Origin of the sequence: Aeromonas sp. FDAARGOS 1407, from assembly GCF_019048725.1 — a bacterium.
In the GTDB taxonomy this organism is placed as follows: Bacteria; Pseudomonadota; Gammaproteobacteria; order Enterobacterales; family Aeromonadaceae; genus Aeromonas; species Aeromonas enteropelogenes.
In genome coordinates, this window is record NZ_CP077399.1 from 2,637,085 (window position 1) to 2,660,396 (window position 23,312).

The window sequence follows — 23,312 nt, forward strand, 5'->3', positions numbered from 1 at the left end:
GAGCCTGGGCCCTGTTTTTATTGGTAAAACAGGGGCTCGAGCCTTAATAAGGGACCCTTATGATCTCTCATCGAAAACTCGAAACCGTACTCAATCATCTGCTCGAACCGCACGCCATCAAGGATTACTGTCCCAATGGCCTGCAGGTGGAGGGGCGTGAGCGCATTCGCAAGGTGGTGACCGGCGTCACCGCCAGCCAGGCCCTGATCGATGCGGCAGTGGCCGCCAACGCCGATGCCATCCTGGTCCATCACGGCTACTTCTGGAGCGGCGAACCGGCCCAGATCACCGGCATGAAGCAGCGCCGCATCAAGACCCTGCTGACCCACGACATCAACCTGTTCGCCTATCACCTGCCGCTGGACGTGCATCCCGAGGTGGGCAACAACGCCCAGCTGGCCCAGTTGCTGGGCATCAAGGTGCGCCGCGGGCTGGAGCCCTGGAACAGCAAGAGCGTCGCCATGGTGGGCAAGCTGGATGAGCCCATGAGCGGAGCCGATTTTGCCAGGCTCATCGCCGAGCGCCTTGGCCGTGAGCCACTCCATTGCGGTGACTGTGGCCCCGAGCTTATTCGCTCCGTGGCCTGGTGCACCGGCGGTGGCCAGAGCTACATCAATCTGGCGGCGGAGCAGGGCATCGATGCCTTCATCTCCGGCGAGGCGTCCGAGCAGACCATCCACACCGCCCGCGAGATGGGGATGCACTTCTACGCCGCCGGTCATCACGCCACCGAGCGTTACGGCGTCAAGGCGCTGGGGGAGTGGCTCGCCACCGTGCACGGGCTGGATGTGACCTTTATCGATATCGACAATCCGGTGTAAGTTCGATTAGCTGCGTAGCGGCGTAATCGGACCTGACAGCAGCAATTGTGGTGGTCGATAGAAATGACAAGGGAGGCCAAAGCCTCCCTTGTGACATTGCGCATGCTGCAGTTAGCGGTTACTCGCTGGCATAACCCGCCGGGCCGAGTCGTGCGCCATCCAGGAAGGCGGCGCCCTCCTGCATCCGCAGCCGACCCTGACAGAACCACTGCACCACCAGCGGGTAGATGCTGTGCTCCTGGGCCTGTACCCTTGCTGCCACTTCATCAGCTTCATCCCCCTCAAAGATGGGAACGCGGGCCTGCAGGATCACCGGGCCGCCATCGAGTTCTTCGGTGACGAAGTGGACGCTGGCGCCGTGTTCGTCGTCACCTGCGTCGATGGCGCGCTGGTGGGTGTGCAGCCCCTGATACTTGGGCAGCAGGGAGGGATGGATATTGATCATCTTCCCCGCGAAGTGACGTACCAGAGCGGCACTCAGGATCCGCATAAACCCGGCCAGCACCACCAGATCGGGCTGATAGTCCGCCATCAGTGCCAGCAGGGCGGCGTCATACTCCGCCCGGTCGGCAAACTGCTGCTGGGCGAGGATGTTGGTGGCCACGCCGGCTTCCCTGGCGCGCACCAGACCATAGGCATCGGCCTTGTTGCTGATGACGCCAACCACTTCCCCGGCAATCTTGCCAGCGGCGCAACTGTCGAGAATCGCCTGCAGGTTACTGCCGCTGCCGGAGATAAGGACCAGGATCCGCATCATTGGATGATGACCTGCTCCTCGCCATCGGCCGCCTTGGCGATATGGCCGATGTGCCAGGCGTTCTCGCCTTCGGCCTTGAGCAGGGTCAGCGCTTTTTCAAGCTGATCTGCCGGCAGGGCGATGATCATGCCGACGCCGCAGTTGAAGGTGCGATACATCTCGTGACGGGTAACGTTGCCGGCCTCTTGCAGCCAGCTGAACACCGCCGGCCATTGCCAGCTCTGCTCGTCGATCACCGCCTGGGTGTTGGCCGGCAGCACGCGCGGGATGTTTTCCCAGAAGCCGCCGCCGGTGATGTGGGACAGAGCGTGGATCTCGCACTCCTTGATGAGCTTGAGCACAGGTTTCACATAGATACGAGTCGGCTCCAGCAGGGCATTTGCCAGAGTGGTGTCACCCAGCGGCTGATGCACGTCGGCCTGGGAGACTTCCAGGATCTTGCGAATGAGGGAGAAGCCGTTGGAGTGGGGCCCGCTGGCGGCCAGGGCGATCAGGGCATCCCCTTCGCCGACCTTGCTGCCGTCGATGATCTCGCTCTTCTCGACCACGCCGACGCAGAAACCGGCGATATCGTAGTCATCCCCCTCATACATGCCCGGCATCTCGGCGGTTTCGCCGCCCACCAGGGCGCATCCGGACTGCTCGCAACCTTCACCGATGCCGGTGACCACGGCGGCGGCTGTGTCCACATCCAGCTTGCCGGTGGCATAGTAGTCGAGGAAGAACAGAGGCTCGGCACCCTGCACGATGAGATCGTTGACGCACATGGCCACCAGATCGATGCCCACGGTGTCGTGTTTTTTCAGATCGATGGCCAGGCGCAGCTTGGTGCCCACCCCATCAGTGCCGGAGACCAGCACCGGCTCCTTGTAGCCCGCAGGGATTTGACACAAGGCCCCAAAGCCGCCAAGACCACCAAGGACTTCAGGACGACGAGTGCGTTTGGACACGCCCTTGATACGTTCAACCAGTGCATTGCCGGCATCAATATCCACGCCAGCATCCTTGTAGCTCAGTGAGGTTTTGTCTGTCACGAGTATTCCCCGTCATGTGAAGAAGTGGAGGGTAAAATTCGGGGCGTATTCTAGCAGTGCGGGGGAAAAACCAGAAAGGAAATCGTTTGCGCATTTTTGCGCGGAAAAACTCTACAAGCGGCGGCTTTTGTTGTATGATTCCGCGATTTTTTTTGCGGCAGTTAGAGGAGATAATAATGAAAGTCGTTGAAGTCAAACATCCCCTGGTCAAACACAAGATCGGTCTGATGCGTGAAGGCGATATCAGCACCAAGCGTTTCCGTGAACTGGCCAAAGAAGTGGGCAGTTTGCTGACCTACGAAGCGACCTCTGACTTCGAAACGGAGAAGGTTACCATTGATGGCTGGAATGGGCCAGTAGAAGTTGACCAGATCAAGGGCAAGAAGGTCACAGTCGTGCCCATCCTGCGTGCCGGTCTGGGCATGATGGACGGCGTGCTGGAGCACATGCCGAGCGCTCGCGTCAGCGTGGTCGGCATCTACCGCGATGAAGAGACCCTGCAGCCGGTACCTTACTTCGAGAAGATCGTCAGCAACATCGACGAGCGTCTGGCCCTGGTTATCGACCCCATGCTGGCCACCGGCGGCTCCATGATCGCCACCATCGACCTGCTGAAAAAGAAAGGCTGCCACTCCATCAAGGTGCTGGTGCTGGTTGCCGCCCCGGAAGGGATCAAGGCGTTGGAAGCCGCTCACCCGGACGTGGAACTGTTCTGTGCCTCCATCGACAAGGGGCTGAACGAGAAGGGCTATATCGTCCCGGGTCTGGGCGATGCCGGTGACAAGATCTTCGGCACCAAGTAAGCCGATGCAATCAGCCGCCCCTGTTCGGGTGAGCGGCACTCCGAGCCGGCGTTCTGCCGGCTCTGTTGTTTCTGGCAGCCTTGCCGCATGGCGCGCCTTGCCGCTACCATAGCCACAGGCTCCCTGTTCGAGATGATATTCATGTTCAAACGCGCAATCACCGCTCTTTGTTGCGGTCTCTCCTTCATGGCCTCTGCCGCCCAGGTGACCGATCTCTATCAGGGCAAGGCGCCCACCAGCGGCGATATGACGGCGGCCCAGTCCCAGGCGTTGGGAGAAGTTCTGGTCAAGGTGACCGGCAAGCGGGATATCCTCAGCCAGCCAGCGGTGGCCAAGGCGTTGGCGGCTCCCGGCGACTATGTAAAGAGCTACGGCTATCAGGATCTGGATTCGGTCAAGTATCTGAAGGCCGAATTCAAGAGCGACAAGGTCAGCCGGCTGGTGGCCGACAGCCAGTATGCCCTGCTGGGTCCGGTGCGCCCCCAGGTGGCGATCTGGCTGGTAGTGGATCAGGGGGAGCGCCGCCTGCTTGCGGATCAATCCGCCGATGGTTGGGCCAGGGCCCTGCGTGAACAGGCCCAGACATTGGGGCTGCCAGTCAGCATTCCGCTGATGGATCTGGACGACAACATGGCGGTCAGTGCGACCGATGTGTGGGGCCGTTTCGCCGATCCCATCCTCAAGGCGAGTCAGCGCTATGGCGCCGAGATGGTGGTGCTGGGCAAGCTGACGCCGGAAGGGGAGAAGTGGAACATCGACTGGGGTCTCTACGGACCCAAGGCCGGTGGTGAGGTGGCCGAGCTGACCCGGGGCAATGGTGCTGGCTCCCAGGCCGAGGTGGCACAGGGCTTTGCCGATACCCTGGCAGGCTGGTTGGTGAAAAACTATGGTGCCCGCGTCTCGGGGCCGGCCTCCAGCCAGAGTCTGGTGGTGAGTGGGCTTTCCGATGTGGACAGCATGATCGCCGTGCAGAAGATGCTGCAGGGGATGGCCAACGTGAGCAAGGTGGAGATTGGCAAACTGGAAGGGGACCAGGTCACCTTCAATTTCACCCTGCAGGGTGATCAGGCCGAGCTGGCCCGCATGCTTCAGCTCGAGAGCCGCCTGCATCGGGTTGACGATAATGGCAGCGCATTGCGTTACCAATGGTCGCAGCCCTGATTTTATAAGGCTTTTGTATACCGCCCGGCTCGTCCGGGCGGTTCTCTATCCGGCCCGGCGATGATACACTTGGTAGCAAATGTCACAGTCAAAGCCTAACGAGTGAAGCAACCGGCCCAACTGTCTTTAGCCGTACAACTACCGGACGATGAAACCTTCGTCAGTTTTTATCCCGGCAACAATGCTCATCTGATCACCGCCCTGAAAAACGCGGCCATTGGTCAGGGGGCTCCTTTCCTCTATTTCTGGGGAGCCAAGGGGTCGGGGCGTTCCCACCTGCTCCATGCGACCTGTGCCGAGGTCAACGCCCGCGACGCAGCCGCTGCCTATCTCTCCCTCGATCAGTTCGAACAGCTGGATCCCAGCATGCTGGATGCCCTCGAGAGCCTGCCGCTGGTCTGTCTCGACAGCCTGGAAGCCATCGCCGGCAATGACTTGTGGGAGCGCGCCCTGTTCGATTTTTACAATCGTTGGAAGGAGAAGGGCGAGGGAACCCTCATCGTGACCGGCTGCAGTGCGCCGCGCAAACTGGGGCTGCAACTGCCGGATCTCGCCTCCCGCCTCGACTGGGGGGTAAGTTTCCATCTCGATGAGCTGGATGATGAAGGCAAGCTCAGTGCCCTGCAGTTGCGTGCCGAGCTGCGGGGCTTCAAACTGCCCATCGACGTGGGTCGTTTCCTGCTAAACCGCCTCTCCCGCGACATGCGCACCCTGCTTACTACCCTCAATCAGCTCGACAATGCCTCATTTCGCGCCAAGCGAAAGCTCACCATCCCCTTCGTCAAAGAGATCCTCGAGCTCTGATACCCCCGTCACGTTTGGTGACTCTCTTTGGAGTGAGCTGGCAAGCGGACAAAAAGAAACCCCGGCATCAGGCCGGGGTTTTTGATTGCTACCGTTAGATAATCAGTGGAACTGATCCTCTTCGGTGGAACCCGTTAAAGCGGTCACCGAGGATTGGCCACCCTGGATTACGGTGGTCACCTTGTCAAAGTAACCGGTACCCACTTCCTGCTGGTGCGCCACGAAGGTGTAGCCACGCTCGGCGGCGGCAAACTCGGGCTGCTGCACCATCTCGACATAGTGCTTCATCCCTTCGCCACGGGCGTACTGGTAGGCCAGCTCATACATGTGGAACCACATGTTGTGGATGCCCGCCAGGGTGATGAACTGGTACTTGTAACCCATGTCGGACAGCTCTTGCTGGAAGCGGGCGATGGTGGCATCGTCCAGGTTCTTCTTCCAGTTGAAGCTCGGGGAGCAGTTGTAGGCCAGGATGCGATCCGGGAACTTGGCCTTGATCGCTTCGGCAAACTTGCGTGCCTCGTCCAGATCCGGCTTGGCGGTTTCACACCACACCATGTCTGCGTAGGGGGCGTAAGCCAGACCACGGGCAATCGCCTGATCGATGCCGGCACGTACCTTGTAGAAGCCTTCGGCGGTGCGCTCGCCGGTCAGGAAGTCGGCATCGTAAGGATCTGCATCCGTGGTCAGGAGATCCGCCGCGTTGGCGTCGGTACGAGCGATCACCAGAGTAGTGGTGCCGCAGACGTCGGCTGCCAGACGGGCTGCCACCAGTTTCTGCACCGCTTCCTGGGTCGGGACCAGCACCTTGCCACCCATGTGGCCGCATTTTTTCACGGAAGCGAGCTGATCTTCAAAGTGTACGCCGGCGGCACCTGCCTCGATCATTCCCTTCATCAGTTCGAAGGCGTTCAGCACGCCACCAAAACCGGCTTCGGCATCTGCCACTATGGGCAGGAAGTAGTCGATGAAGCCCTCATCCTGCGGCCCTACCTTGTTGGCCCACTGGATCTGGTCGGCACGGGCGAAGGAGTTGTTGATGCGCTCCACCACCGACGGTACCGAGTTGGCCGGATAGAGGGACTGATCCGGATACATGGTGGAGGAGAGGTTGTTGTCCGCTGCGACCTGCCAGCCGGAGAGGTAGATGGCCTCGATGCCGGCTTTGGCCTGCTGCACCGCCTGGCCGCCGGTCAGGGCGCCGAGGCAGTTCACGTAACCTTTTTTGGCCTCGCCGTGGATCAGCTCCCACAGTTTGTCGGCGCCGCGTTGGGCCAGGGTGTGCTGCGGCTGCAAGCTGCCGCGCAGGTTCACCACGTCCTCGGCGCTGTAGCCGCGTTTGATCCCTTTCCAGCGGGGGTTTTGGGCCCAGTCTTTCTCGATAGCCTGGATCTGTTGCTCACGGGTCAGTGCCATATCAGTTCCCTCTTTCATTGATTTCACGTTTCCATTGACTTGTTATTGGCGAGCCCCCTCCGGGGCCCGTGATTCAGAGCCGCTCGTAACCGGGCAGCGTCAGAAAATCGATCAGGGTATCAGCGCAGGTGATCTGCTCCATCAGCTCGCTCGCCTCGGCAAAGCGACCAGCCTGCCAGCGGGCCTCACCTACTTCGCGTTTGACCACCTCCTGCTCTTCGGCCAGCATCTGGCGGAACAGATCCTTGGTCACCACCTGGCCGTTGGAGAGGCTCTTGCCGTGGCGGATCCATTGCCAGATGGAGGTACGGGAGATCTCGGCGGTGGCCGCATCTTCCATCAAGCCATAGATGGGTACGCAGCCGTTACCGTTGATCCAGGCCTCCAGATACTGCAGGGCAACCCGGATGTTGGTGCGCATGCCAGCTTCGGTGCGCTCGCCCTCGCAGGGGGCCAGCAGGTCGGCGGCAGTGATGGGAGCATCCTGTTCACGCAGCACGCCGATCTGGTTCTGTGCACCGGCCGGGATGGCGGCGTTGAACACCGCCATGGCGGTGTCGGCCAGCCCCGGGTGGGCCACCCAGGTGCCGTCGTGACCGTTGTCGGCCTCACGCTGCTTGTCGGCATGCACCTTGGCAAAGACCTGTTCGTTGACCGCCGGATCCTTGGCCGGAATAAAGGCCGCCATGCCGCCCATGGCCAGGGCGCCGCGCTTGTGACAGGTCTTGATGAGCAGCCGCGAGTAGGCGGAGAGGAACGGCTTGTCCATGGTCACTACCTGGCGATCCGGCAGGACGCGATCCGGGTGATTCTTCAGCGTCTTGATGTAGCTGAAGATGTAGTCCCAGCGGCCGCAGTTGAGGGCGACGATATGATCCTTCATCTGATAGAGCAGTTCGTCCATCTCGAACACCGCCGGCAGGGTCTCGATCAGCACGGTGGCCTTGATGGTGCCGCGGGGCAGGCCGAACTTGTCTTCGGTCCAGGCGAACACCTCGCTCCACCAGCGCCCCTCGAGATGGCTCTGCAACTTGGGTACGTAGAAGTAGGGACCGGAGCCTTTAGCCAGCAGCGCCTGATAGTTGTGCAGGAAGTAGAGGGCGAAGTCGAACAGGCCGCCAGGGATGGGTTCCCCATCGAAGGTGACATGTTTTTCCGGCAGGTGCAGACCGCGCACCCGGCAGATGAGTATGGCCGGATCGGCATTGAGGGTATAGGCCTTGCCCTCGGGGCTGGTATAGGCAATGGTGCCGTTCACCGCATCGCGCAGGTTGATTTGACCCTCGATCACCTTGTTCCAGGCCGGCGCTAGGGAGTCTTCGAAGTCAGCCATGAAGACCTTGACGTTGGCGTTGAGGGCGTTGATCACCATCTTGCGCTCGACCGGGCCGGTGATCTCCACGCGGCGATCCTGCAGGTCGGCAGGGATACCACGAATGGTCCAGTTACCCTCGCGGATGTGGGCAGTCTCCGGCAGGAAGTCCGGCAGCTCACCGCCATCAATGCGAGCCTGACGGGCCACACGTTGTTTCAGCAATTCGTCTCGCTGGGGGGCAAAACGTTCCACCAGTTCGGATACCAGGGCCACTGCGTCCGGCGTCAGGATTTGCGCGTAATCGGGAAGCATGGCGCCCTGGATGCGAAGGCGTGCGCTGCAGTGGGTCTGGGCTGGTGCCGACATAAGATTCACTCCTTTGAGAATTACATTTTGAACTTATTAACTACGACTAAAGTCGATCCCTGTTCCTGTAATCTTCCCGTAACAACGGGATAACACGTTTCATACGGTGCGAAATATTGCCGATTGCGTCAACAACTTTTTTTAAACACCCGTTTTTGGGTGATGATTAACTTTATGTTTTTTAATGATTTATGTAGTTGGTGTAAAAGCTCTACGCAGATGGTTATGCTTCTGCTTTTCATCGCGGGGTGATGGGTAATTCGGTCTGGTGAAAATAGGCTTACCATGTAATTTATTACGTAATAAAATTACAAATGCAAAAACAAATCCCGACCTTACTCCAAGCTTTTGAAAAACAGCTGTATTAATTTAGTTTGAAAGCCTCTATGCAGCCTCAGGCCTTTCTGGCTATTGCTGATGAACGTCTGTTTTAAACTAAATGACCATTAATGGGTATGAATGGCGCAGGTTGCCATCCTGGTGGAAAGTGAAGGGCAATAACGTAGGTTTGTATCAGGTGATGAGAAAAATGTCAGGAGAGCAGGGGGGCGACATATTGGTGGATAATCCTGCGATTGTCTGTCGATGCAGTGATTTATCGTTTTTTGTGTGCACGCTCTCAAATCGGGGAAAAAAAGGCCATAAAGGCCTGTCGTGAAGTGCATGGCGATGTCCCCGGAAGGGATTAGTACTCCTCTTCCGGCTCTGCCAGATCGATCACATCCAGTTGAATGACCTGCACATCTTCATATGCAGCGGGGCAGGTGGTGTCTTGGGGGACGGTAAAAAGCGCGATGGTGGGGCTGGTCTCTGTGGTCTGTTTCATGCTTGGTCCTTGGTTGAACGCAAGCCGGTGTGTGATCCCTTCACCGATTTTCCACCTCCTTGTCTCGCTACCGGCGGAAAGTCGCGCATATTAATGAGTTCACATGAAAGATTCAAGCGGTTCTGTATATTTTTTGTTCCTGCGAAGTGGGGATGGCTGGCGATAGAAAATGCGGGCAAAAAAATAGCCCAGTCGTTTGACTGGGCTATTTCGGGGAATGATGGTCGGCGTGAGAGGATTTGAACCTCCGACCCCTGACACCCCATGACAGTGCGCTACCTGGCTGCGCTACACGCCGACAAGGTCAGTCTGAGCTGACGGAGAGGAAGTCTAATGTTCTGGCGCTATGGGTGCAACTCCTTTTTTATCATAGAGATGCCGACTGCTTCTTTCTTGTGCAACCAAGATGCAACTTGGGCCTTGCGGCCGGATTTGGCATAATCGCCGCCCCGTCATGGGCGTCTATTGTAAAAGGTGCCGCGAGCCGGGGCAGAGACATAGCTATCAATCAAGAGAGGCATGGGTGGAACCATCAGCAGTCGCCGCAGTGCAAACACCGACAGAGTTGGCACAGGCAGAGCAGGACGAACACTGGATGCGTCACGCCATGGCATTGGCGGCCAGAGCCGAAGGGATCGGCGAGATCCCGGTCGGGGCCGTGCTGGTGCTGGGTAATGAGGTGATCGGGGAGGGCTGGAACCGCTCCATCAGCGAGCACGATGCCTGCGCTCATGCCGAAGTGATGGCCATCCGCGCCGCTGGACAGCGCCTTGAGAACTACCGCCTGCTGGATACCACCCTCTATGTGACTCTGGAGCCTTGCTGCATGTGCGCCGGCGCCCTCATTCATAGCCGGGTCAAGCGGGTGGTGTACGGAGCGCGGGATCTGAAGACGGGGGCGGCCGGCTCTGTGTTCGAGATCCTGCAGGACCCGCGTCATAACCACAGGGTGGAATTGGCGGCGGGGGTGCTGGCAGAGGCCTGCTCGGCTCAGTTGTCGGCCTTTTTCAAGCGCCGCCGCGCCGAGAAGAAAGCCGCCAAGCAGGCATTGCAACAATCCGCCGGCTCATCCAGCTGATCCGCAGAGGGAGGTTGCCTCCAGCCTCCCACGCGACTCTTGTCAATTATGCCTTTTCAAACAGTCTGTTAGCCTTGCCAACATGGGCAAAATCTTACCCATCTTCGATGCTGTAAAATCCCCTCCTACTGCCGCTGCAAAAGCGGCTTCCATGTAACAAAACTGTCATGCAACCGCCATATAATGCCGCCAAGCCTAGCTCACATTGAGGTCTTGCATGTCATCGGAATCGATAAACTTAGGTATGGCGGGCAGCAGAAAGCGCCGTATCAAGGATAAGTTGGCCAAATACGGGGTCACCACGGGGGGAGCCCTGGTACTGGTGGCCCTGCTGCTTATTTTCTTCTATCTGCTCTACGTGGTGAAGCCCATTTTCAATGGTGCTTCCATGGAGCAGACCGCCTCATTTTCGCTGCCCGTAGAGGGCAAGACCGCCTGGCTTGGCGTCGAAGAGCAGAACGAGATCGGCTACCGCTTCAGCGACAAGGGGCAGGTCGACTTCTTCGCCCTCCAGGCTGAGGGAGAGGTCAAGGTTGGCCAGATACTGGGCCAGGATCGGGTCGCAGGAGAGGTCACGACCGTGGCCGCACCGGCGCCGGGCCAGAAGTTCATCGCCTATGGCTTTGCCGATGGTAAGGCCCAGGTGGTGCAGCCCTACTTCAAGGTCTCCTATCCCAAGGACGTGCGCGTCATCGAGCCCAGCCTGCAATATCCGTTTGGCAAGGAACCCATGGTGATCGATCCCGAGGGCAAGGCGCTCTCGCGCATGGTGTTCGAGGCCACCAAGGACAAGATGGCTGCTGCTGCCGTGACCGAGGATGGCCGCGGCGTGCTGATGGTGATGAGCGGGGAGGAGAACTTCCTCTCCGGCGAGGTGGAGTGGACCACCCAGAACTACAGCATTCCGTCCCTGCCACGTCATGTGGATCAGATGTTGCTGACTCCCAACCTGCGCATCCTGTTCGTGCGCGAGGGCAACCGTCTCTCCGTCTATGACATCCACAACCTGAGCGAGATCTCCCTGCGCGATGTCATGGAGGTCAATGCCCCCAATGCCAACGTGACCCGGATTGATCTGCTCTCCGGCGCCTCTTCATTGCTGGTGGGCAACGACAACGGCGTCATTTCCCAGTGGTTTGAAGTGGCCAAAGATGGCAAGCGTGAATTCACCCAGATCCGTGATTTCAAGAGTGACGGTGCCGTCGACCTGCTGACGCCGGAACATTTTCGCAAGGGCTTCATCAGTGCCAACAAGAAGGGCGACATCAATTTCTTCCACGCTACCGGTGAGAGCAAGCTGTTGAGCGAGAAGGTGGAAGGGGGCGAGCTCTCTGCCCTGGCCATTTCGCCGCGTCACAATCTGTTGCTGATGCAGCAGGGCGAGACGCTCAAGCTGTTTGCCGTCGAGAACGATCACCCCGAGGTAACCTGGTCCGCCCTGTGGCAACAGGTGTGGTATGAAGGCTACCCCGAGCCCCAGTATGTGTGGCAGTCCACCTCCGCCAGCAACGACTTCGAAGCCAAGCTGAGCCTGGTACCGCTGGTGTTCGGTACCCTCAAGGCCTCCTTCTACGCCATGGTGTTTGCGGTGCCGCTCGGCGTTGCCGGCGCCATCTACACCGCCTACTTCATGTCGGCGGGGCTGCGCAAATACGTCAAGCCGACGGTCGAGATCATGGCGGCGCTGCCGACCGTTATCCTGGGCTTTCTGGCGGGTCTGTGGCTCGCGCCCATCATAGAAGGAGCCCTGCCCGGCGTGGTACTGCTGCTCATCCTGCTACCCATGGGGATGCTGCTCACTGCGTTGGTATGGAACTATCTGCCGGAGCGCGGCAAGTCCTGGTTGCCGGAGGGGTGGCACGCCATCCTGCTGATCCCTGTGCTGCTTTTCATCGGCTGGGGGGCCTTCGCGGTGAGCCCGCTCATCGAGAACGCCTTCATGCACGGCGATTCCCGGATCTGGCTGACCCATGACATGGGTATCAAGTTTGATCAGCGCAACTCCCTGGTAGTCGGGATCGCCATGGGTTTTGCGGTTATCCCCACCATCTTCTCCATCGCCGAAGACGCCGTCTTCTCGGTGCCCAAGCACCTGACCCAGGGCTCCCTGGCCCTCGGTGCCACGCCGTGGCAGACCCTGAGTCGAGTGGTGATCCTGACCGCGAGCCCGGGCATCTTCTCGGCGGTGATGATGGGCCTTGGCCGCGCCGTGGGCGAGACCATGATAGTGCTGATGGCCACCGGCAATACTCCCATCATGGACTTCTCCATGTTCCAGGGGCTGCGCACCCTGGCCGCCAACATCGCGGTGGAGATGCCGGAGTCGGAAGTGGGCAGCTCCCACTATCGGGTGCTGTTCCTCGCGGCCTTCGTCCTGTTCGTGTTCACCTTCTTGTTCAACACCCTGGCCGAGTTCATCCGTCAGCGGTTGCGTGAAAAATACAGCTCTCTGTAAGGACCAAGGAATGACAATGGGTAAGTGGTTTAAATCAGGGGCCCCCTGGATCTGGATGACCGGCGGCGCCGTCAGCCTGAGTCTGGTCGCGGTACTGGGTCTGTTGCTGCTCATCGGCTGGCGCGGTCTGGTCTACTTCTGGCCTCACCCCATCTATGAGTGGCAGTTGGAAGACGCCAATGGCAACAAGAGCGTGCTGATCGGCGAGATCAACGATCGCGAGCTGGTGCCGGTGGAGCGGCTGCGGGCCGCCGGCCTGCCGCTGGAAGGAGAAGAGCGCGAGCTGCTGACCCGCTATCTGGTCAAGACCGGCAACCGCGAGTTCGTCGACCTCGATTTTCGCTGGGTGCTGGAGACCGACATCAAGTCCCAGACCCAACCTGCCGAGCTCGCTATGGTGGAGCGCGCCACCAACGGCAACTTCTACGGCTACATCGTCGGGGTGAAGGAGGATGGCCGCGAGCTGACTGCGGATCTGCACCCGGCCCTGCAGCGCGTGCTGGCACGTGCCAACGGGCTTTCTGAACAGGCCAATGACCTGCAAAAAGGTGACATCGGCAGCATCAACTATCAGCTGGAACGGCTGCGCCTCAAAGAGCGCAAGGCCGAGCTGGATGATCAGCTGACCGATGAGCTCAAGGCCCAGCTGGCGAACGAGCGCCAGGTGCTGAACGATCGCTATCAGGTGCTGGAGAAGGAGCTCTTCTCCCTGCGTGCCCAGGCGGACAGAGACAGCATCACCGTCAAGGACATGCGTGGCGAGCTGGTGACCATGCCCATGTCCAAGGTGCTGGACGTGGTGTGGCCCAACGACATGAGCCTGCTCGCCAAGACCGGTTACTGGTTCCATCAAATCGGCAAGTTCATCTCCGACGATCCCCGTGAGGCGAACACCGAGGGCGGCGTCTTCCCGGCCATCTTCGGCACCGTCTTCATGGTGTTCCTGATGGCGATCATCGTGACCCCGCTCGGCGTGGTGGCGGCGGTCTACCTGCACGAGTACGCGGGCAAGAACAGCCTGACCAAGATCATCCGCATCGCGGTGATCAACCTGGCGGGCGTGCCCTCCATCGTTTACGGCGTGTTTGGTCTGGGCTTCTTCGTCTACACCCTGGGCGGTTCCATCGATGCGCTCTTCTATCCGGAAGCGCTGCCGAGCCCGACCTTTGGCTCTCCCGGTGTCATCTGGTCGGCGCTGACCCTGGCCATCCTGACCCTGCCGGTAGTGATCGTCTCCACTGAAGAGGGGCTGGCCCGGATCCCCAGCACTATTCGCCAGGGCTCTCTGGCGCTGGGGGCCACCCAGGCCGAGACTCTGTGGCGCATCGTGCTGCCGATGGCGAGCCCGGCCATCATGACCGGCCTCATTCTGGCGATTGCCCGTGCGGCCGGTGAGGTGGCCCCCCTGATGCTGGTGGGGGTGGTGAAACTGGCGCCGACCCTGCCGATGGATGGCAACTTCCCGTACCTGCACGTGGAGCGCAAGTTCATGCACCTGGGCTTCCACATCTACGACGTCGGCTTCCAGAGCCCCAACGTCGAGGCGGCGCGACCGCTGGTGTATGCCACCTCGTTCCTGCTGGTGACGGTGATCGTCGGCCTCAACCTGACGGCCATCGGTATTCGCAACCACTTGCGGGAGAAGTTCCGTTCTTTGGAGCATTGATGATGAACCTGACGGGCATCACAGGCATTGGTATTCGCAACCACCTGCGTGAGAAATTCCGGTCGCTGGAACATTAATCCGGCCACCCAGAACAGACCAGGCGGTCGATGGCACTCTGACAAAAGAGGCCATGGCCGCCACCCGAGGATCCCGGTCGCTGGCACAACGGATGCCAGCCACCCCAGAGCGTTTTTGAGGTAACAGATGATCAACGTAACGACACCGTCGAGCCAGCACACCACGCTGGATCTGCTCAACCTGAGCCCGGCCCAGACAGCGCTGGAAGTGAAGGATCTCAACCTGTACTACGGCAGCAAGCAGGCGTTGTTCAACGTCAACATGAAGATCCCGAAAGGGCAGGTCACCGCCTTTATCGGCCCGTCCGGCTGCGGCAAGTCCACCCTGCTGCGCTGCATCAACCGGATGAACGATCTGGTCGAAAGCTGCCGCATCGATGGCGAGATCCAGCTGCACGGTCACAACATCTACGACAAGAACGTCGATGTCTCCGCCCTGCGCCGTCAGGTAGGCATGGTGTTCCAGCGTCCGAACCCCTTCCCCAAGTCCATCTACGAGAACGTGGTCTACGGCCTGCGCCTGCAGGGCATCAACGATCGCCGTACCCTGGATGACGCGGCCGAGCGCTCCCTGCGCGGCGCGGCCCTGTGGGAGGAGGTGAAGGATCGTCTGCATGACAACGCGTTTGGCCTCTCCGGTGGTCAGCAGCAGCGTCTGGTGATTGCCCGGGCCATCGCCATCGAGCCGGAAGTACTGCTGCTCGATGAACCCACCTCGGCGCTCGATCCCATCTCCACCCTCACCATCGAGGAGCTGATCAACGAGCTCAAGAGCCAGTTCACCGTGGTGATCGTCACCCACAACATGCAGCAGGCGGCGCGGGTGTCGGATCAGACCGCCTTCATGTACATGGGCGAGCTCATCGAGTACTCGGACACCAACACCATCTTCACCACTCCGGCCAAGAAGAAGACCGAAGACTACATCACCGGCCGTTACGGCTAAGGCCTGACCGGTGCCATGAGGATGAGCAAGATGAGCATCAACAAACAGATTACCGGTCAGTGCAACGGCTAGGGCATAATCGGAGCAACAAGGATTATTTGTATGGACAATATGAACCTCAACAAACATATCTCCGGTCAGTTCAATGCCGAGCTGGAGGGAGTGCGCAACCAGGTGCTGGTGATGGGCGGCATGGTGGAGCAGCAGCTCACCGACGCCATCGCGGCCATCCACGATCAGGATCTGGAAGCGGCGCGCAAGATCGTCGCCAACGACCACAAGGTGAACGCGATGGAAGTGGCCATCGACGAGGAGTGCACCCGCATCATCGCCAAGCGTCAGCCCACCGCCTCCGACTTGCGGCTGGTGATGGCCATCATCAAGACCATCACGGATCTGGAGCGTATTGGCGATGTGGCGGACAAGATCGCCCGCATGCTGACCGACAACGCCAACAAGCCCCAACCGCCGTTGGTGTCGCTTGAAAATATGGGCCGTCGTACCATCAAGATGCTGCACGATGTGCTTGATGCCTTCGCCCGCATGGATCTCGATGCGGCGCTGGCGGTTTACAAGGAAGACGACAAGGTGGATCGGGAGTACGAGTCCATCATTCGTGAACTGATGACCTACATGATGGAAGATCCCCGTACCATTCCCCAGGTGCTGAACGTGCTGTGGGCGGCGCGGGCCATCGAGCGGGTGGGCGATCGCTGCCAACACATCTGCGAATACATCGTCTATTACGTCAAGGGCAAGGACGTGCGTCACACCAAGACGGACGATCTGGGCACTCTTTTGGGGAAAAGCTGACCCGATATGAATAAAAAGGCGCGAAAGCGCCTTTTTTTATTGCATCGAAGGACAGAGTAAGATAAAGCGCATCGCTGGTCGTTTTCTGATAGAATAGCCCCCTTGTGAGTCCCGGATGGACTCACGGTCCGGCCTCCCGGGCCCAGTTTGCCGTCTTGTGCTAAGGCGGCTGTTGCAATAGGTTAATCATGAGTTTTGCCGATAGTTTGTTTTTTTTGATACTGCTGGTCGCCGGCAGTGTGTTCTTTTCCCTTTCCGAGATCTCTCTCGCCGCGTCCCGCAAGATCAAGTTGCAGGTGATGGCGGACGAAGGCAATCGCCAGGCCGAAAAGGTGCTGGCACTGCAAGCCCAGCCGGGCAACTTTTTCACCGTGGTGCAGATTGGTCTCAATACCGTCGCCATCCTGGGCGGTATCTTGGGGGAATCCTCACTCAACCCCGCCATCAAGGAGATCGTCTCCGGCTTCTATCAGGGCCCCTGGCTTGGCGAGATCAGCTCGGGCATCTCCTTCGTGTTCGTCACCGGCATGTTCATCCTGCTGGCCGACCTGATGCCCAAGCGCCTGGCCATGACCATGCCCGAGCGGATCGCCGTGGTGGTGGTGCGCCCTATGATGTTCTTCGTCGCCGTGCTGTTGCCACTGGTGTGGGTGTTCAACGGGCTGGCCAATACCCTGTTCCGCATGCTGCGCATCTCGACGGTGCGCCGTGACGAGATCACCTCTGACGACATCTATGCGGTGATGGATGCGGGCGCCGAGGCCGGCGTCATCCAGCGCGAGGAGCACCAGCTCATCGAGAACGTGTTTGAGCTGCAGTCCCTGTGCGTGACCTCCGCCATGACCGCGCGCGAGAGCCTCATCTACTTCACCCTGCAAGAGGGGGAGGAGAGCATCAAGGCCAAGATCGCCGAGCATCCCCACAACAAGTTCCTGGTGTGTGACCACAACCTCGACAGCGTCAAGGGCTTCGTCGATTCCAAGGAGCTGCTGATCCGCGTCATCGGTGGCCAGAACATCGATCTCAACAGCGGCTCCCTGGTGCAGAGTGTCATCATTCTGCCCGACACCCTGAACCTCTACGAGGCGATGGAGTACTTCAAGAACCATCGTGGTGACTTTGCCGTGGTGATGAACGAGTATGCCCTGGTGGTGGGGATCGTCACCATGAACGATCTGATGAGCACCGTCATGGGCGAGTGGGCGACCCATGTGGTGGAGGAGCAGATCGTCCAGCGCGACGAGAACTCCTGGCTGGTGGACGGGGTGACCCCCATCTCCGACGTGATGCGCGCCTTTGATATCGAAGAGTTTCCGGAAAACCAGAACTACGAGACCATCGCCGGTTTCATAATGTACATGCTGCGCAAGATCCCCAAGCGGACCGACTCGGTCAAATATGCCGGTTACAAGTTCGAAGTGGTGGATATCGACAGCTACAAGATTGACCAGCTGCTGGTCACCCGGCTGGATCCGGTGGCGGCAGCCGAGAAGCCCGCGCAGGAATCGTAAAAGGATCGACACAAGGAGTCATGAAGATGCAGTCTCATTCCCGTGCGCTGGCCTGTGTGGCGCTCGCCCTGACACTGGGTGCCTGTAGCCAGAGCGCGCCGCAAAAGGCAGCTGTGGCCACCAGGCCCGCCGCCCCCAAGGCTGCCGTGGTGGTGCCGCAGCCGGATCCCGATGCCGTGGTGCAAAGCGCCATGGTCGAGCCGAGCCCCATCTTTGATGAGGAGTATCACGGCCCGGATCAGGGATCTCTGGAGTCGGTGACCGCCCTGTTTGCCCGCGGCTATATCGAGTCGGCCATGCGCGAGACCATGCTGGCGGCGGTGCACAACGACTATCCGCTGCTCGGCATGCGGGATGTGCGTCTGACCGATCCGGTCGCCAAGTTCCTCACCTCGGCCCAGGCCCGCACCACGGCCCACGATTACCTCTACGCCGGGGTGCAGCGTCGCCTGGGTCGCCCTCTCAGTCCTGCCCAGTGGGAGCAGATCTGGCAGGGGTTGCCCCAGCAGGGAAGGGTCTCCGACTGGGTCAAGCAGACCAAGCGGATACTGGCAGGGCGTTGAGTCGTCCGAACGTCATGTTGCAACAAGGCCACCTTAGGGTGGCCTTGTTTTTTGTCGTCAACGGTCGGAAGAGGCCGGCCCCGCCGGCTTGCCAAACAGCACCTTGAGCCTGGCACGCCAGGGCAGGCCACGGGCGTCCCGCAGCATGTCGCGCCACTCGTGAAAGGTGAGAGTGAGCGGGTTGAAACTGTGGATGGGCTTGGTGATACCAAAGCGGCACGACTCGGCGGGGTCTTCCTCGACGAAGGTGCCAAACAGCCTGTCCCAGATGATGAGCACACCGGCGAAGTTGCGGTCTATGTATTTGGCGTTGCTGGCGTGGTGCACCCTGTGGTGGGAGGGCGTATTGAAGACCCACTCAAGGCGGCCAAGCTTGCCCACCACCTGGGTGTGGACGAAGAACTGAAAACCCAGGCTCAAGAGTACGGTGGCGACCACGGCCTCGGGCGGAAAGCCGATGAGGATCATGGGGATCCAGAACAGCCACATGCCGGAGACTGGATACATCAGGCTCTGTCGGAAGGCGGTGGAGAGGTTGAGCCGCTCCGAGCTGTGGTGCACCACGTGGGAGGCCCACAACCAGCGCACATGGTGGCTGGCGAAGTGGAACAGCCAATAGCAGAAATCCTGCAGCAAAAACAGCAGCAAGAGGCTCCAGGCGTTGAGCTCTATGTCCAGCAGCCGCCATCCCCACAGGGCGTCATACAGGTAAGCGATGGCGATGGCTGCCAGGGCGTCGCTCCCCTGGTGCATCAGGGCCAGGGTGGCGTTGGCGAGGAGATCCCGCCACTGGTAGGTCGCGGTGGGAAAAGCGGCGCCATGGCGTCGCAGATAGAGCATCTCCCAGCCGATAAAGGCCACAAAGACAGGGGAGAGGTAGAGCAAGAGCAGTTGCACATCCATGTCGGGCATCCATCCAGAGCAATTGCTCTCCAGCATAAAGGATGGATGTCATCTTTCATTAACAATTTGTCCTGTTATCCGCACGGCTAGATCGGCAAGTGGCGCCAACTCGCCAGCAATGAGGGATGGCGTCCCTGACGGTCCGGCGCAGTGACTATGCTTGGTGGAGCTTTCTACCTCTGGAGTAGCAGACGATGCGGCTGTGGTGCTGTTTGTTGATGGGGGTCTGCCTGCTGGCTCAGGCCAAGACCCGGGTCGAGATCCTGGCCGATGCCAGTTATCCGCCCTACTCCTGGCAGGAGGGAGAGGAAGTCAGGGGCATCTATGCCGACATAGTGCGCCAGGTGACCGCCTCCATGGAGGAGTACGAGGTGGTGATCAAGCCAGTCCCCTGGCGACGGGGCCTCAGCATGATAGAGCAAGGGGCGGCCTTCGCCATTTTCCCGCCCTACTACATGTCGGACAGCCGGCCCTGGATCTGGCCCTATTCGCAACCGATGCTCGATGAGGAACTGGTGGTGATGTGTGGCGAGGGCGTGGCGGTCAATACCCCGCAGGCCCGTTTCCCCGGCGATTACCAGGGCCTTCGTTTTGGCATCAACGCAGGGTTTGCCATCGGCAGTCCCCCCTTCTGGCAATTGGTGAAAGAGCGCAAGATAGAGGTGGAAGAGGTGAAGGGTAATCGGGAAAATCTGCTCAAGATAGTCCGGGGGCGGGTGGATTGTACTGTCAATGATCGCCTCTCTTTGCTCTTTGAACTGCTCAGCATGATCCAGAACAACCAGCTGGCGGTGGCCGATATGTCGCGGCTCAAGCAGGGGCCCGTGATCAGTCGGGAGCAGGGGTTTCTCGGCTACAGTCGCAAGGGGGCGTTTCCCTTCAGGGAGGATTTTGCCGGGCAATTTGACAAGGGGCTCTACCAGTTGAAGAAACAGGACGGGATCAGGGCCATCGTCGAGAAATATCTGGGAAAGTCTCCACGCTGAACTGGTAACCGGCGCAAATAGGTTCAGCGGGAAAATGGCCAGGTTCCGGACGGCAAAGAGGGGCAGCCTGGCCCCTCTTTCTGTTTTTTCTTCTCCGGTTGTCCGGTTTGTTAGAGCACCTGGCTCAGGAACTGGCGCAGCCGCGGAGAGGAAGGGTTGTCGAAGAAATCCCCCGGTTTTTCGTCCACCAGCAGTTCGCCGCTCTCCATGAAGAGCACACGGTCGGCCACCTCGCGGGCAAAACCCATCTCGTGGGTCACCACCACCATGGTCATCCCTTCCCGGGCCAGCCCCTTCATCACGTCCAGCACCTCGCCGACCATTTCGGGGTCCAGCGCACTGGTGGGCTCGTCAAACAGCATGATGCGCGGCTGCATGGCGAGTGCCCGGGCGATGGCCACCCGCTGCTGCTGGCCGCCCGAGAGCTGGGAGGGGTAACTCTGGGCCTTGTTCGAGAGCCCTACTTTCAGCAGCAGGTTTTTGGCTCTGTCCTCGGCATCCTTGCGGGACAGCCCGCGTACCTTTTGCGGGGCGAGGCAGATGTTGTCCAGCACGCTCAGATGGGGAAAGAGGTTGAAGGACTGAAACACCATGCCCACCTCTTCCCGCAGCTTGTTGACGTCGCCAGGCTCGGTCAGGCTGATGCCGTCGACCACGATCTGGCCATCGTTGATGGTCTCCAGCTGGTTGAGGGTGCGCAGGAAGGTGGATTTGCCAGAGCCGCTGGGGCCCACGATCACCACCACTTCCCCTTCGGCCACCTGGGTGCTGACGTTCTTCAGGGCATGCACCTCGCTGCCATAGAATTTCTCCACGCCGCTCGCCTGGATAATGGGATCAGTTGCTGCGCGCATGTTGTACCTCCAGACGACACACTGGGAAGGGGCAGGGTGTGTCGGTGATGGCAGAACTTCTCGACACCGGTTGCGCCTGGATAATGGGATCAGTTGCTGCGCGCATATTTCACCTCCAGACGACGCACCAGGAAAGAGAGGGTGCCGGTGAGCACCAGATAGAGCAGGGCCACGGTGAACCACACCTCGAACGGACTGAAGGTGGAGCTCACCACTTCGCGCCCAGCCTTGGTGAGATCCGTGATGGAGATGACCGAGACCAGCGACGAGTCCTTGATGAGGTTGATGAACTGGCCAGCCAGGGGCGGCAGCACACGCTTGAAAGCCTGGGGCAGGATCACGTAACGCATGGTCTGGGCCGAAGTCATCCCGAGGCTGCGGCCAGCCTCCATCTGTCCTTTATGGATGGAGCTGATGCCGGCGCGCACGATTTCTGCCACATAGGCACCGGTAAAGACGGCAAGCGCCGCTACCCCGGCGGTGAAGCGATCGAGGTTCAGCACGGTACCGATGAAAAAATAGACGATGAAGATCTGCACCAGCAGCGGGGTGCCGCGAATGAGTTCCACATAGGTAACCGCCAGGTTGCGCAGGGCCGGATTGGGGGAGAGCCGCGCCAAGCCGGCCAGGGTGCCGAGCAGGATGGCGAACACCCCGGCCACCAGGGAGAGCTTGACCGTGACCCAGACGCCCCAGGCGATGGGGCCGGCGGTCCAGCTCAGTTGAATGTCGAGGGCGTCGCCGCGAAAGACGGTATCCCCTTCGGCGACCTGGGCGCCACGGGTGGCGATGGGTTGGCGCTGGTTGGGGTCGAGATCATCTTGCAGGAACAATTTGCCCTTGTCGGCCTCGGTGGTACCGGCAATCACGGTGCCGTCAAACTCGGCATAGTTTTTCTGCTCCGCCTGATAGGCGATGTATTGGGGAATACGCTCCCAGCGCCAGGTGTAGTCAATGGACTGGACCGCTTTGTAGATGCCGAATATGGCTGCCAGCACGATCAGTAGAAACACGCCGTGCCAGAGCAGCTGGTTGGGCTGCTTTTCCATCTGTCTTGTCAGTTTGGGGATGTGCACAGTCACAACCTCTTCTCGTTATTGTTGGGGGAGGAGCGGGGTGCGGGGGCGGCATGCCGCCCCCCGGGAGGTTATTTCAGCTGGTTCAGCCAGGTAGTGGATTCGAACCACTTCTTGTAGAGGCGGTCGTAGCTGCCGTCGCCCTTGATCTGGCGCAGGTAGTTGTTGAACCAGTTGAGGGTGTCCTGATCCCCCTTGCGGATGGCCCAGGCCAGCGGTTCGAAGGTAAATGGCTTGTCCAGATGCACCACGGCGCCCTGGTTCTGGGAGGCGAAGATGGCGTTGTAGGGCAGGTCGTAGACAAAGGCGTCGACCTTGCCGTTGATCACTTCCAGCTTGGCGTCATCCTGGGTTTCAAACTGCAGCAGGGTGGCTTTGGGGATCAGGCGCTTGACCGCCTGCTCGCCAGTGGTGCCCAGCTTGACCGCGATCTTGTATTTGGGATCGTTCAGATCCTGGAACGATTTGATCTCGCCCGCTTTATCCTTGCGCAGGACAATGGTCTGGCCGACGACTATGTAGGGATCGGCGAAGTTGACCCGCAGGTTGCGCTGGGGGGTGACGGTCATGCCGCCCATGATGACGTCGAACTTGTTGGTCAGCAGTGCCGGGATGATGCCATCCCAGGCGGTGTTGACGAACTCGACCTTGACGCCCATCTCCTTGGCAACCATCTTGGCCAGATCCACGTCAAAGCCGATGTACTGGCCCTGCTTGTTGGTCATCTCGAACGGCTGATAGCCGGCGTCGAAGCCGACTCGCAGCACACCGCGCTCCAGCACGGCATCCAGGGTAGAAGTGGGGGCTGGGGTCGGGGCCGCACTGGCCAGCCCGCAAAACAGCAGGGTAGAAAGAAGCAGTTTTTTGATCATAGTGACGTCTCTGTCGATGTTGTGTTCGGCCTTGAACCTGATCCCGTGCGACTCCGTGGCACAAGAGACTGCTGCATCCGGCAACAGGCAAGACAGGATGAATGTCTTGAGCGGAGCAAAAGCCCCATATGAGATGCTATGAATAACGAAGTGAGTGAAAAATGTACCAAAACCGAATTGTGTCAGAAGACTCAAGAGGTTAGAGGCAT

The 23,312-nt window shown here is 59.7% G+C and carries 21 protein-coding genes and 1 tRNA gene; 12 read left to right on the forward strand and 10 right to left on the reverse strand.

The window, feature by feature from the left end; genetic code table 11:
* Window positions 1-59: 59 nt before the first annotated feature.
* Complete coding sequence (locus tag I6L37_RS12660) at window positions 60-821, forward strand: Nif3-like dinuclear metal center hexameric protein (RefSeq protein ID WP_216992009.1); 762 nt, start codon at window positions 60-62, stop codon at window positions 819-821.
* Between the two features lie 118 nt (window positions 822-939).
* Here I6L37_RS12660 and purN read toward each other — a convergent pair whose 3' ends face one another.
* Both purN and purM read right to left on the reverse strand, forming a co-directional pair.
* Window positions 940-1,578 carry a phosphoribosylglycinamide formyltransferase gene (purN, locus tag I6L37_RS12665; protein ID WP_216992010.1) on the reverse strand — a complete coding sequence of 213 codons (639 nt, stop codon included), beginning with the start codon at window positions 1,576-1,578 and terminating at the stop codon, window positions 940-942.
* On the reverse strand, window positions 1,575-2,612 hold the full coding sequence (purM, locus tag I6L37_RS12670; RefSeq protein WP_216992011.1) for a phosphoribosylformylglycinamidine cyclo-ligase: 1,038 nt from the start codon (window positions 2,610-2,612) through the stop codon (window positions 1,575-1,577). Before purM ends, purN begins: the two co-directional genes overlap by 4 nt.
* A 176-nt stretch (window positions 2,613-2,788) precedes the next feature.
* Between purM and upp the strand changes: the two genes are divergently transcribed.
* From upp to hda, 3 genes are all read left to right on the forward strand, one after another.
* Window positions 2,789-3,415 (forward strand): uracil phosphoribosyltransferase, encoded by a 627-nt coding sequence (upp, locus tag I6L37_RS12675; RefSeq protein ID WP_026456137.1) that lies wholly within the window; start codon window positions 2,789-2,791, stop codon window positions 3,413-3,415.
* Window positions 3,416-3,556: 141 nt separating this feature from the next.
* A complete protein-coding gene (locus I6L37_RS12680; RefSeq protein WP_216992012.1) occupies window positions 3,557-4,576 on the forward strand; it encodes a DUF2066 domain-containing protein in 1,020 nt (339 codons plus the stop codon).
* 102 nt (window positions 4,577-4,678) lie between these two features.
* Window positions 4,679-5,380 carry a DnaA inactivator Hda gene (gene hda / locus I6L37_RS12685; RefSeq protein WP_042071964.1) on the forward strand — a complete coding sequence of 234 codons (702 nt, stop codon included), beginning with the start codon at window positions 4,679-4,681 and terminating at the stop codon, window positions 5,378-5,380.
* Between the two features lie 102 nt (window positions 5,381-5,482).
* On the opposite strand, the gene aceA is transcribed toward hda, so the two are convergent.
* From aceA to I6L37_RS12705, 4 genes are all read right to left on the reverse strand, one after another.
* Complete coding sequence (gene aceA, locus I6L37_RS12690) at window positions 5,483-6,796, reverse strand: isocitrate lyase (protein WP_026456134.1); 1,314 nt, start codon at window positions 6,794-6,796, stop codon at window positions 5,483-5,485.
* A gap of 73 nt (window positions 6,797-6,869) precedes the next feature.
* A complete protein-coding gene (gene aceB / locus I6L37_RS12695; protein ID WP_216992013.1) occupies window positions 6,870-8,477 on the reverse strand; it encodes a malate synthase A in 1,608 nt (535 codons plus the stop codon).
* A 685-nt stretch (window positions 8,478-9,162) separates the two neighbouring features.
* On the reverse strand, window positions 9,163-9,303 hold the full coding sequence (locus I6L37_RS12700) for a hypothetical protein (protein WP_167335331.1): 141 nt from the start codon (window positions 9,301-9,303) through the stop codon (window positions 9,163-9,165).
* A 221-nt stretch (window positions 9,304-9,524) separates the two neighbouring features.
* A tRNA-Pro gene (locus I6L37_RS12705) sits at window positions 9,525-9,601 on the reverse strand.
* Between the two features lie 225 nt (window positions 9,602-9,826).
* Here I6L37_RS12705 and tadA point away from each other — a divergent pair.
* The 7 genes from tadA (at window position 9,827) to I6L37_RS12740 (ending at window position 18,412) form a co-directional block, all read left to right on the forward strand.
* On the forward strand, window positions 9,827-10,381 hold the full coding sequence (gene tadA / locus I6L37_RS12710) for a tRNA adenosine(34) deaminase TadA (RefSeq protein WP_216992014.1): 555 nt from the start codon (window positions 9,827-9,829) through the stop codon (window positions 10,379-10,381).
* Between the two features lie 217 nt (window positions 10,382-10,598).
* Entirely contained in the window at window positions 10,599-12,836 is a 2,238-nt protein-coding gene (locus tag I6L37_RS12715; protein WP_216992015.1) for an ABC transporter permease subunit, read from the forward strand.
* Window positions 12,837-12,852: 16 nt separating this feature from the next.
* Window positions 12,853-14,502: a phosphate ABC transporter permease PstA gene (gene pstA / locus I6L37_RS12720; protein ID WP_216992016.1), complete on the forward strand. Its 1,650-nt coding sequence runs from the start codon at window positions 12,853-12,855 to the stop codon at window positions 14,500-14,502.
* A gap of 204 nt (window positions 14,503-14,706) precedes the next feature.
* The gene (gene pstB / locus I6L37_RS12725) at window positions 14,707-15,525 is read left to right on the forward strand and encodes a phosphate ABC transporter ATP-binding protein PstB (RefSeq protein WP_042071957.1); all 819 of its coding nucleotides are present in this window, start codon (window positions 14,707-14,709) and stop codon (window positions 15,523-15,525) included.
* 102 nt (window positions 15,526-15,627) lie between these two features.
* The gene (gene phoU, locus I6L37_RS12730; protein ID WP_042025462.1) at window positions 15,628-16,338 is read left to right on the forward strand and encodes a phosphate signaling complex protein PhoU; all 711 of its coding nucleotides are present in this window, start codon (window positions 15,628-15,630) and stop codon (window positions 16,336-16,338) included.
* Between the two features lie 188 nt (window positions 16,339-16,526).
* A complete protein-coding gene (locus I6L37_RS12735) occupies window positions 16,527-17,849 on the forward strand; it encodes a hemolysin family protein (protein ID WP_216992017.1) in 1,323 nt (440 codons plus the stop codon).
* A 20-nt stretch (window positions 17,850-17,869) separates the two neighbouring features.
* On the forward strand, window positions 17,870-18,412 hold the full coding sequence (locus I6L37_RS12740; RefSeq protein WP_216992018.1) for a hypothetical protein: 543 nt from the start codon (window positions 17,870-17,872) through the stop codon (window positions 18,410-18,412).
* Between the two features lie 57 nt (window positions 18,413-18,469).
* Here the strand turns inward: I6L37_RS12740 and I6L37_RS12745 are convergent, their stop codons facing one another.
* A complete protein-coding gene (locus tag I6L37_RS12745) occupies window positions 18,470-19,315 on the reverse strand; it encodes a sterol desaturase family protein (protein WP_216992019.1) in 846 nt (281 codons plus the stop codon).
* A 194-nt stretch (window positions 19,316-19,509) separates the two neighbouring features.
* Between I6L37_RS12745 and I6L37_RS12750 the strand changes: the two genes are divergently transcribed.
* A complete protein-coding gene (locus I6L37_RS12750; RefSeq protein WP_254203487.1) occupies window positions 19,510-20,301 on the forward strand; it encodes an ABC transporter substrate-binding protein in 792 nt (263 codons plus the stop codon).
* A gap of 110 nt (window positions 20,302-20,411) precedes the next feature.
* On the opposite strand, the gene I6L37_RS12755 is transcribed toward I6L37_RS12750, so the two are convergent.
* From I6L37_RS12755 to I6L37_RS12765, 3 genes are all read right to left on the reverse strand, one after another.
* Window positions 20,412-21,155: an amino acid ABC transporter ATP-binding protein gene (locus I6L37_RS12755; protein ID WP_216992020.1), complete on the reverse strand. Its 744-nt coding sequence runs from the start codon at window positions 21,153-21,155 to the stop codon at window positions 20,412-20,414.
* A gap of 89 nt (window positions 21,156-21,244) precedes the next feature.
* Window positions 21,245-22,204, reverse strand: coding sequence for an amino acid ABC transporter permease (locus tag I6L37_RS12760; protein ID WP_026457278.1), 960 nt, complete (start codon window positions 22,202-22,204; stop codon window positions 21,245-21,247).
* Between the two features lie 98 nt (window positions 22,205-22,302).
* A complete protein-coding gene (locus tag I6L37_RS12765; RefSeq protein ID WP_026457279.1) occupies window positions 22,303-23,103 on the reverse strand; it encodes a transporter substrate-binding domain-containing protein in 801 nt (266 codons plus the stop codon).
* Window positions 23,104-23,312: the final 209 nt, after the last annotated feature.

Excerpts from the sequence above, each read along its gene's own strand:
- I6L37_RS12660 (WP_216992009.1), top strand. The coding sequence starts at position 60 with ATGATCTCTCATCGAAAACTCGAAACCGTACTCAATCATCTGCTCGAA.
- purN (WP_216992010.1), bottom strand. The coding sequence starts at position 1,578 with ATGATGCGGATCCTGGTCCTTATCTCCGGCAGCGGCAGTAACCTGCAG.
- upp (WP_026456137.1), top strand. The coding sequence starts at position 2,789 with ATGAAAGTCGTTGAAGTCAAACATCCCCTGGTCAAACACAAGATCGGT.
- I6L37_RS12680 (WP_216992012.1), top strand. The coding sequence starts at position 3,557 with ATGTTCAAACGCGCAATCACCGCTCTTTGTTGCGGTCTCTCCTTCATG.
- aceA (WP_026456134.1), bottom strand. The coding sequence starts at position 6,796 with ATGGCACTGACCCGTGAGCAACAGATCCAGGCTATCGAGAAAGACTGG.
- aceB (WP_216992013.1), bottom strand. The coding sequence starts at position 8,477 with ATGTCGGCACCAGCCCAGACCCACTGCAGCGCACGCCTTCGCATCCAG.
- I6L37_RS12700 (WP_167335331.1), bottom strand. The coding sequence starts at position 9,303 with ATGAAACAGACCACAGAGACCAGCCCCACCATCGCGCTTTTTACCGTC.
- I6L37_RS12715 (WP_216992015.1), top strand. The coding sequence starts at position 10,599 with ATGTCATCGGAATCGATAAACTTAGGTATGGCGGGCAGCAGAAAGCGC.
- pstA (WP_216992016.1), top strand. The coding sequence starts at position 12,853 with ATGGGTAAGTGGTTTAAATCAGGGGCCCCCTGGATCTGGATGACCGGC.
- pstB (WP_042071957.1), top strand. The coding sequence starts at position 14,707 with ATGATCAACGTAACGACACCGTCGAGCCAGCACACCACGCTGGATCTG.
- phoU (WP_042025462.1), top strand. The coding sequence starts at position 15,628 with ATGGACAATATGAACCTCAACAAACATATCTCCGGTCAGTTCAATGCC.
- I6L37_RS12735 (WP_216992017.1), top strand. The coding sequence starts at position 16,527 with ATGAGTTTTGCCGATAGTTTGTTTTTTTTGATACTGCTGGTCGCCGGC.
- I6L37_RS12740 (WP_216992018.1), top strand. The coding sequence starts at position 17,870 with ATGAAGATGCAGTCTCATTCCCGTGCGCTGGCCTGTGTGGCGCTCGCC.
- I6L37_RS12745 (WP_216992019.1), bottom strand. The coding sequence starts at position 19,315 with ATGGATGTGCAACTGCTCTTGCTCTACCTCTCCCCTGTCTTTGTGGCC.
- I6L37_RS12750 (WP_254203487.1), top strand. The coding sequence starts at position 19,510 with ATGCGGCTGTGGTGCTGTTTGTTGATGGGGGTCTGCCTGCTGGCTCAG.
- I6L37_RS12755 (WP_216992020.1), bottom strand. The coding sequence starts at position 21,155 with ATGCGCGCAGCAACTGATCCCATTATCCAGGCGAGCGGCGTGGAGAAA.
- I6L37_RS12760 (WP_026457278.1), bottom strand. The coding sequence starts at position 22,204 with ATGGAAAAGCAGCCCAACCAGCTGCTCTGGCACGGCGTGTTTCTACTG.
- I6L37_RS12765 (WP_026457279.1), bottom strand. The coding sequence starts at position 23,103 with ATGATCAAAAAACTGCTTCTTTCTACCCTGCTGTTTTGCGGGCTGGCC.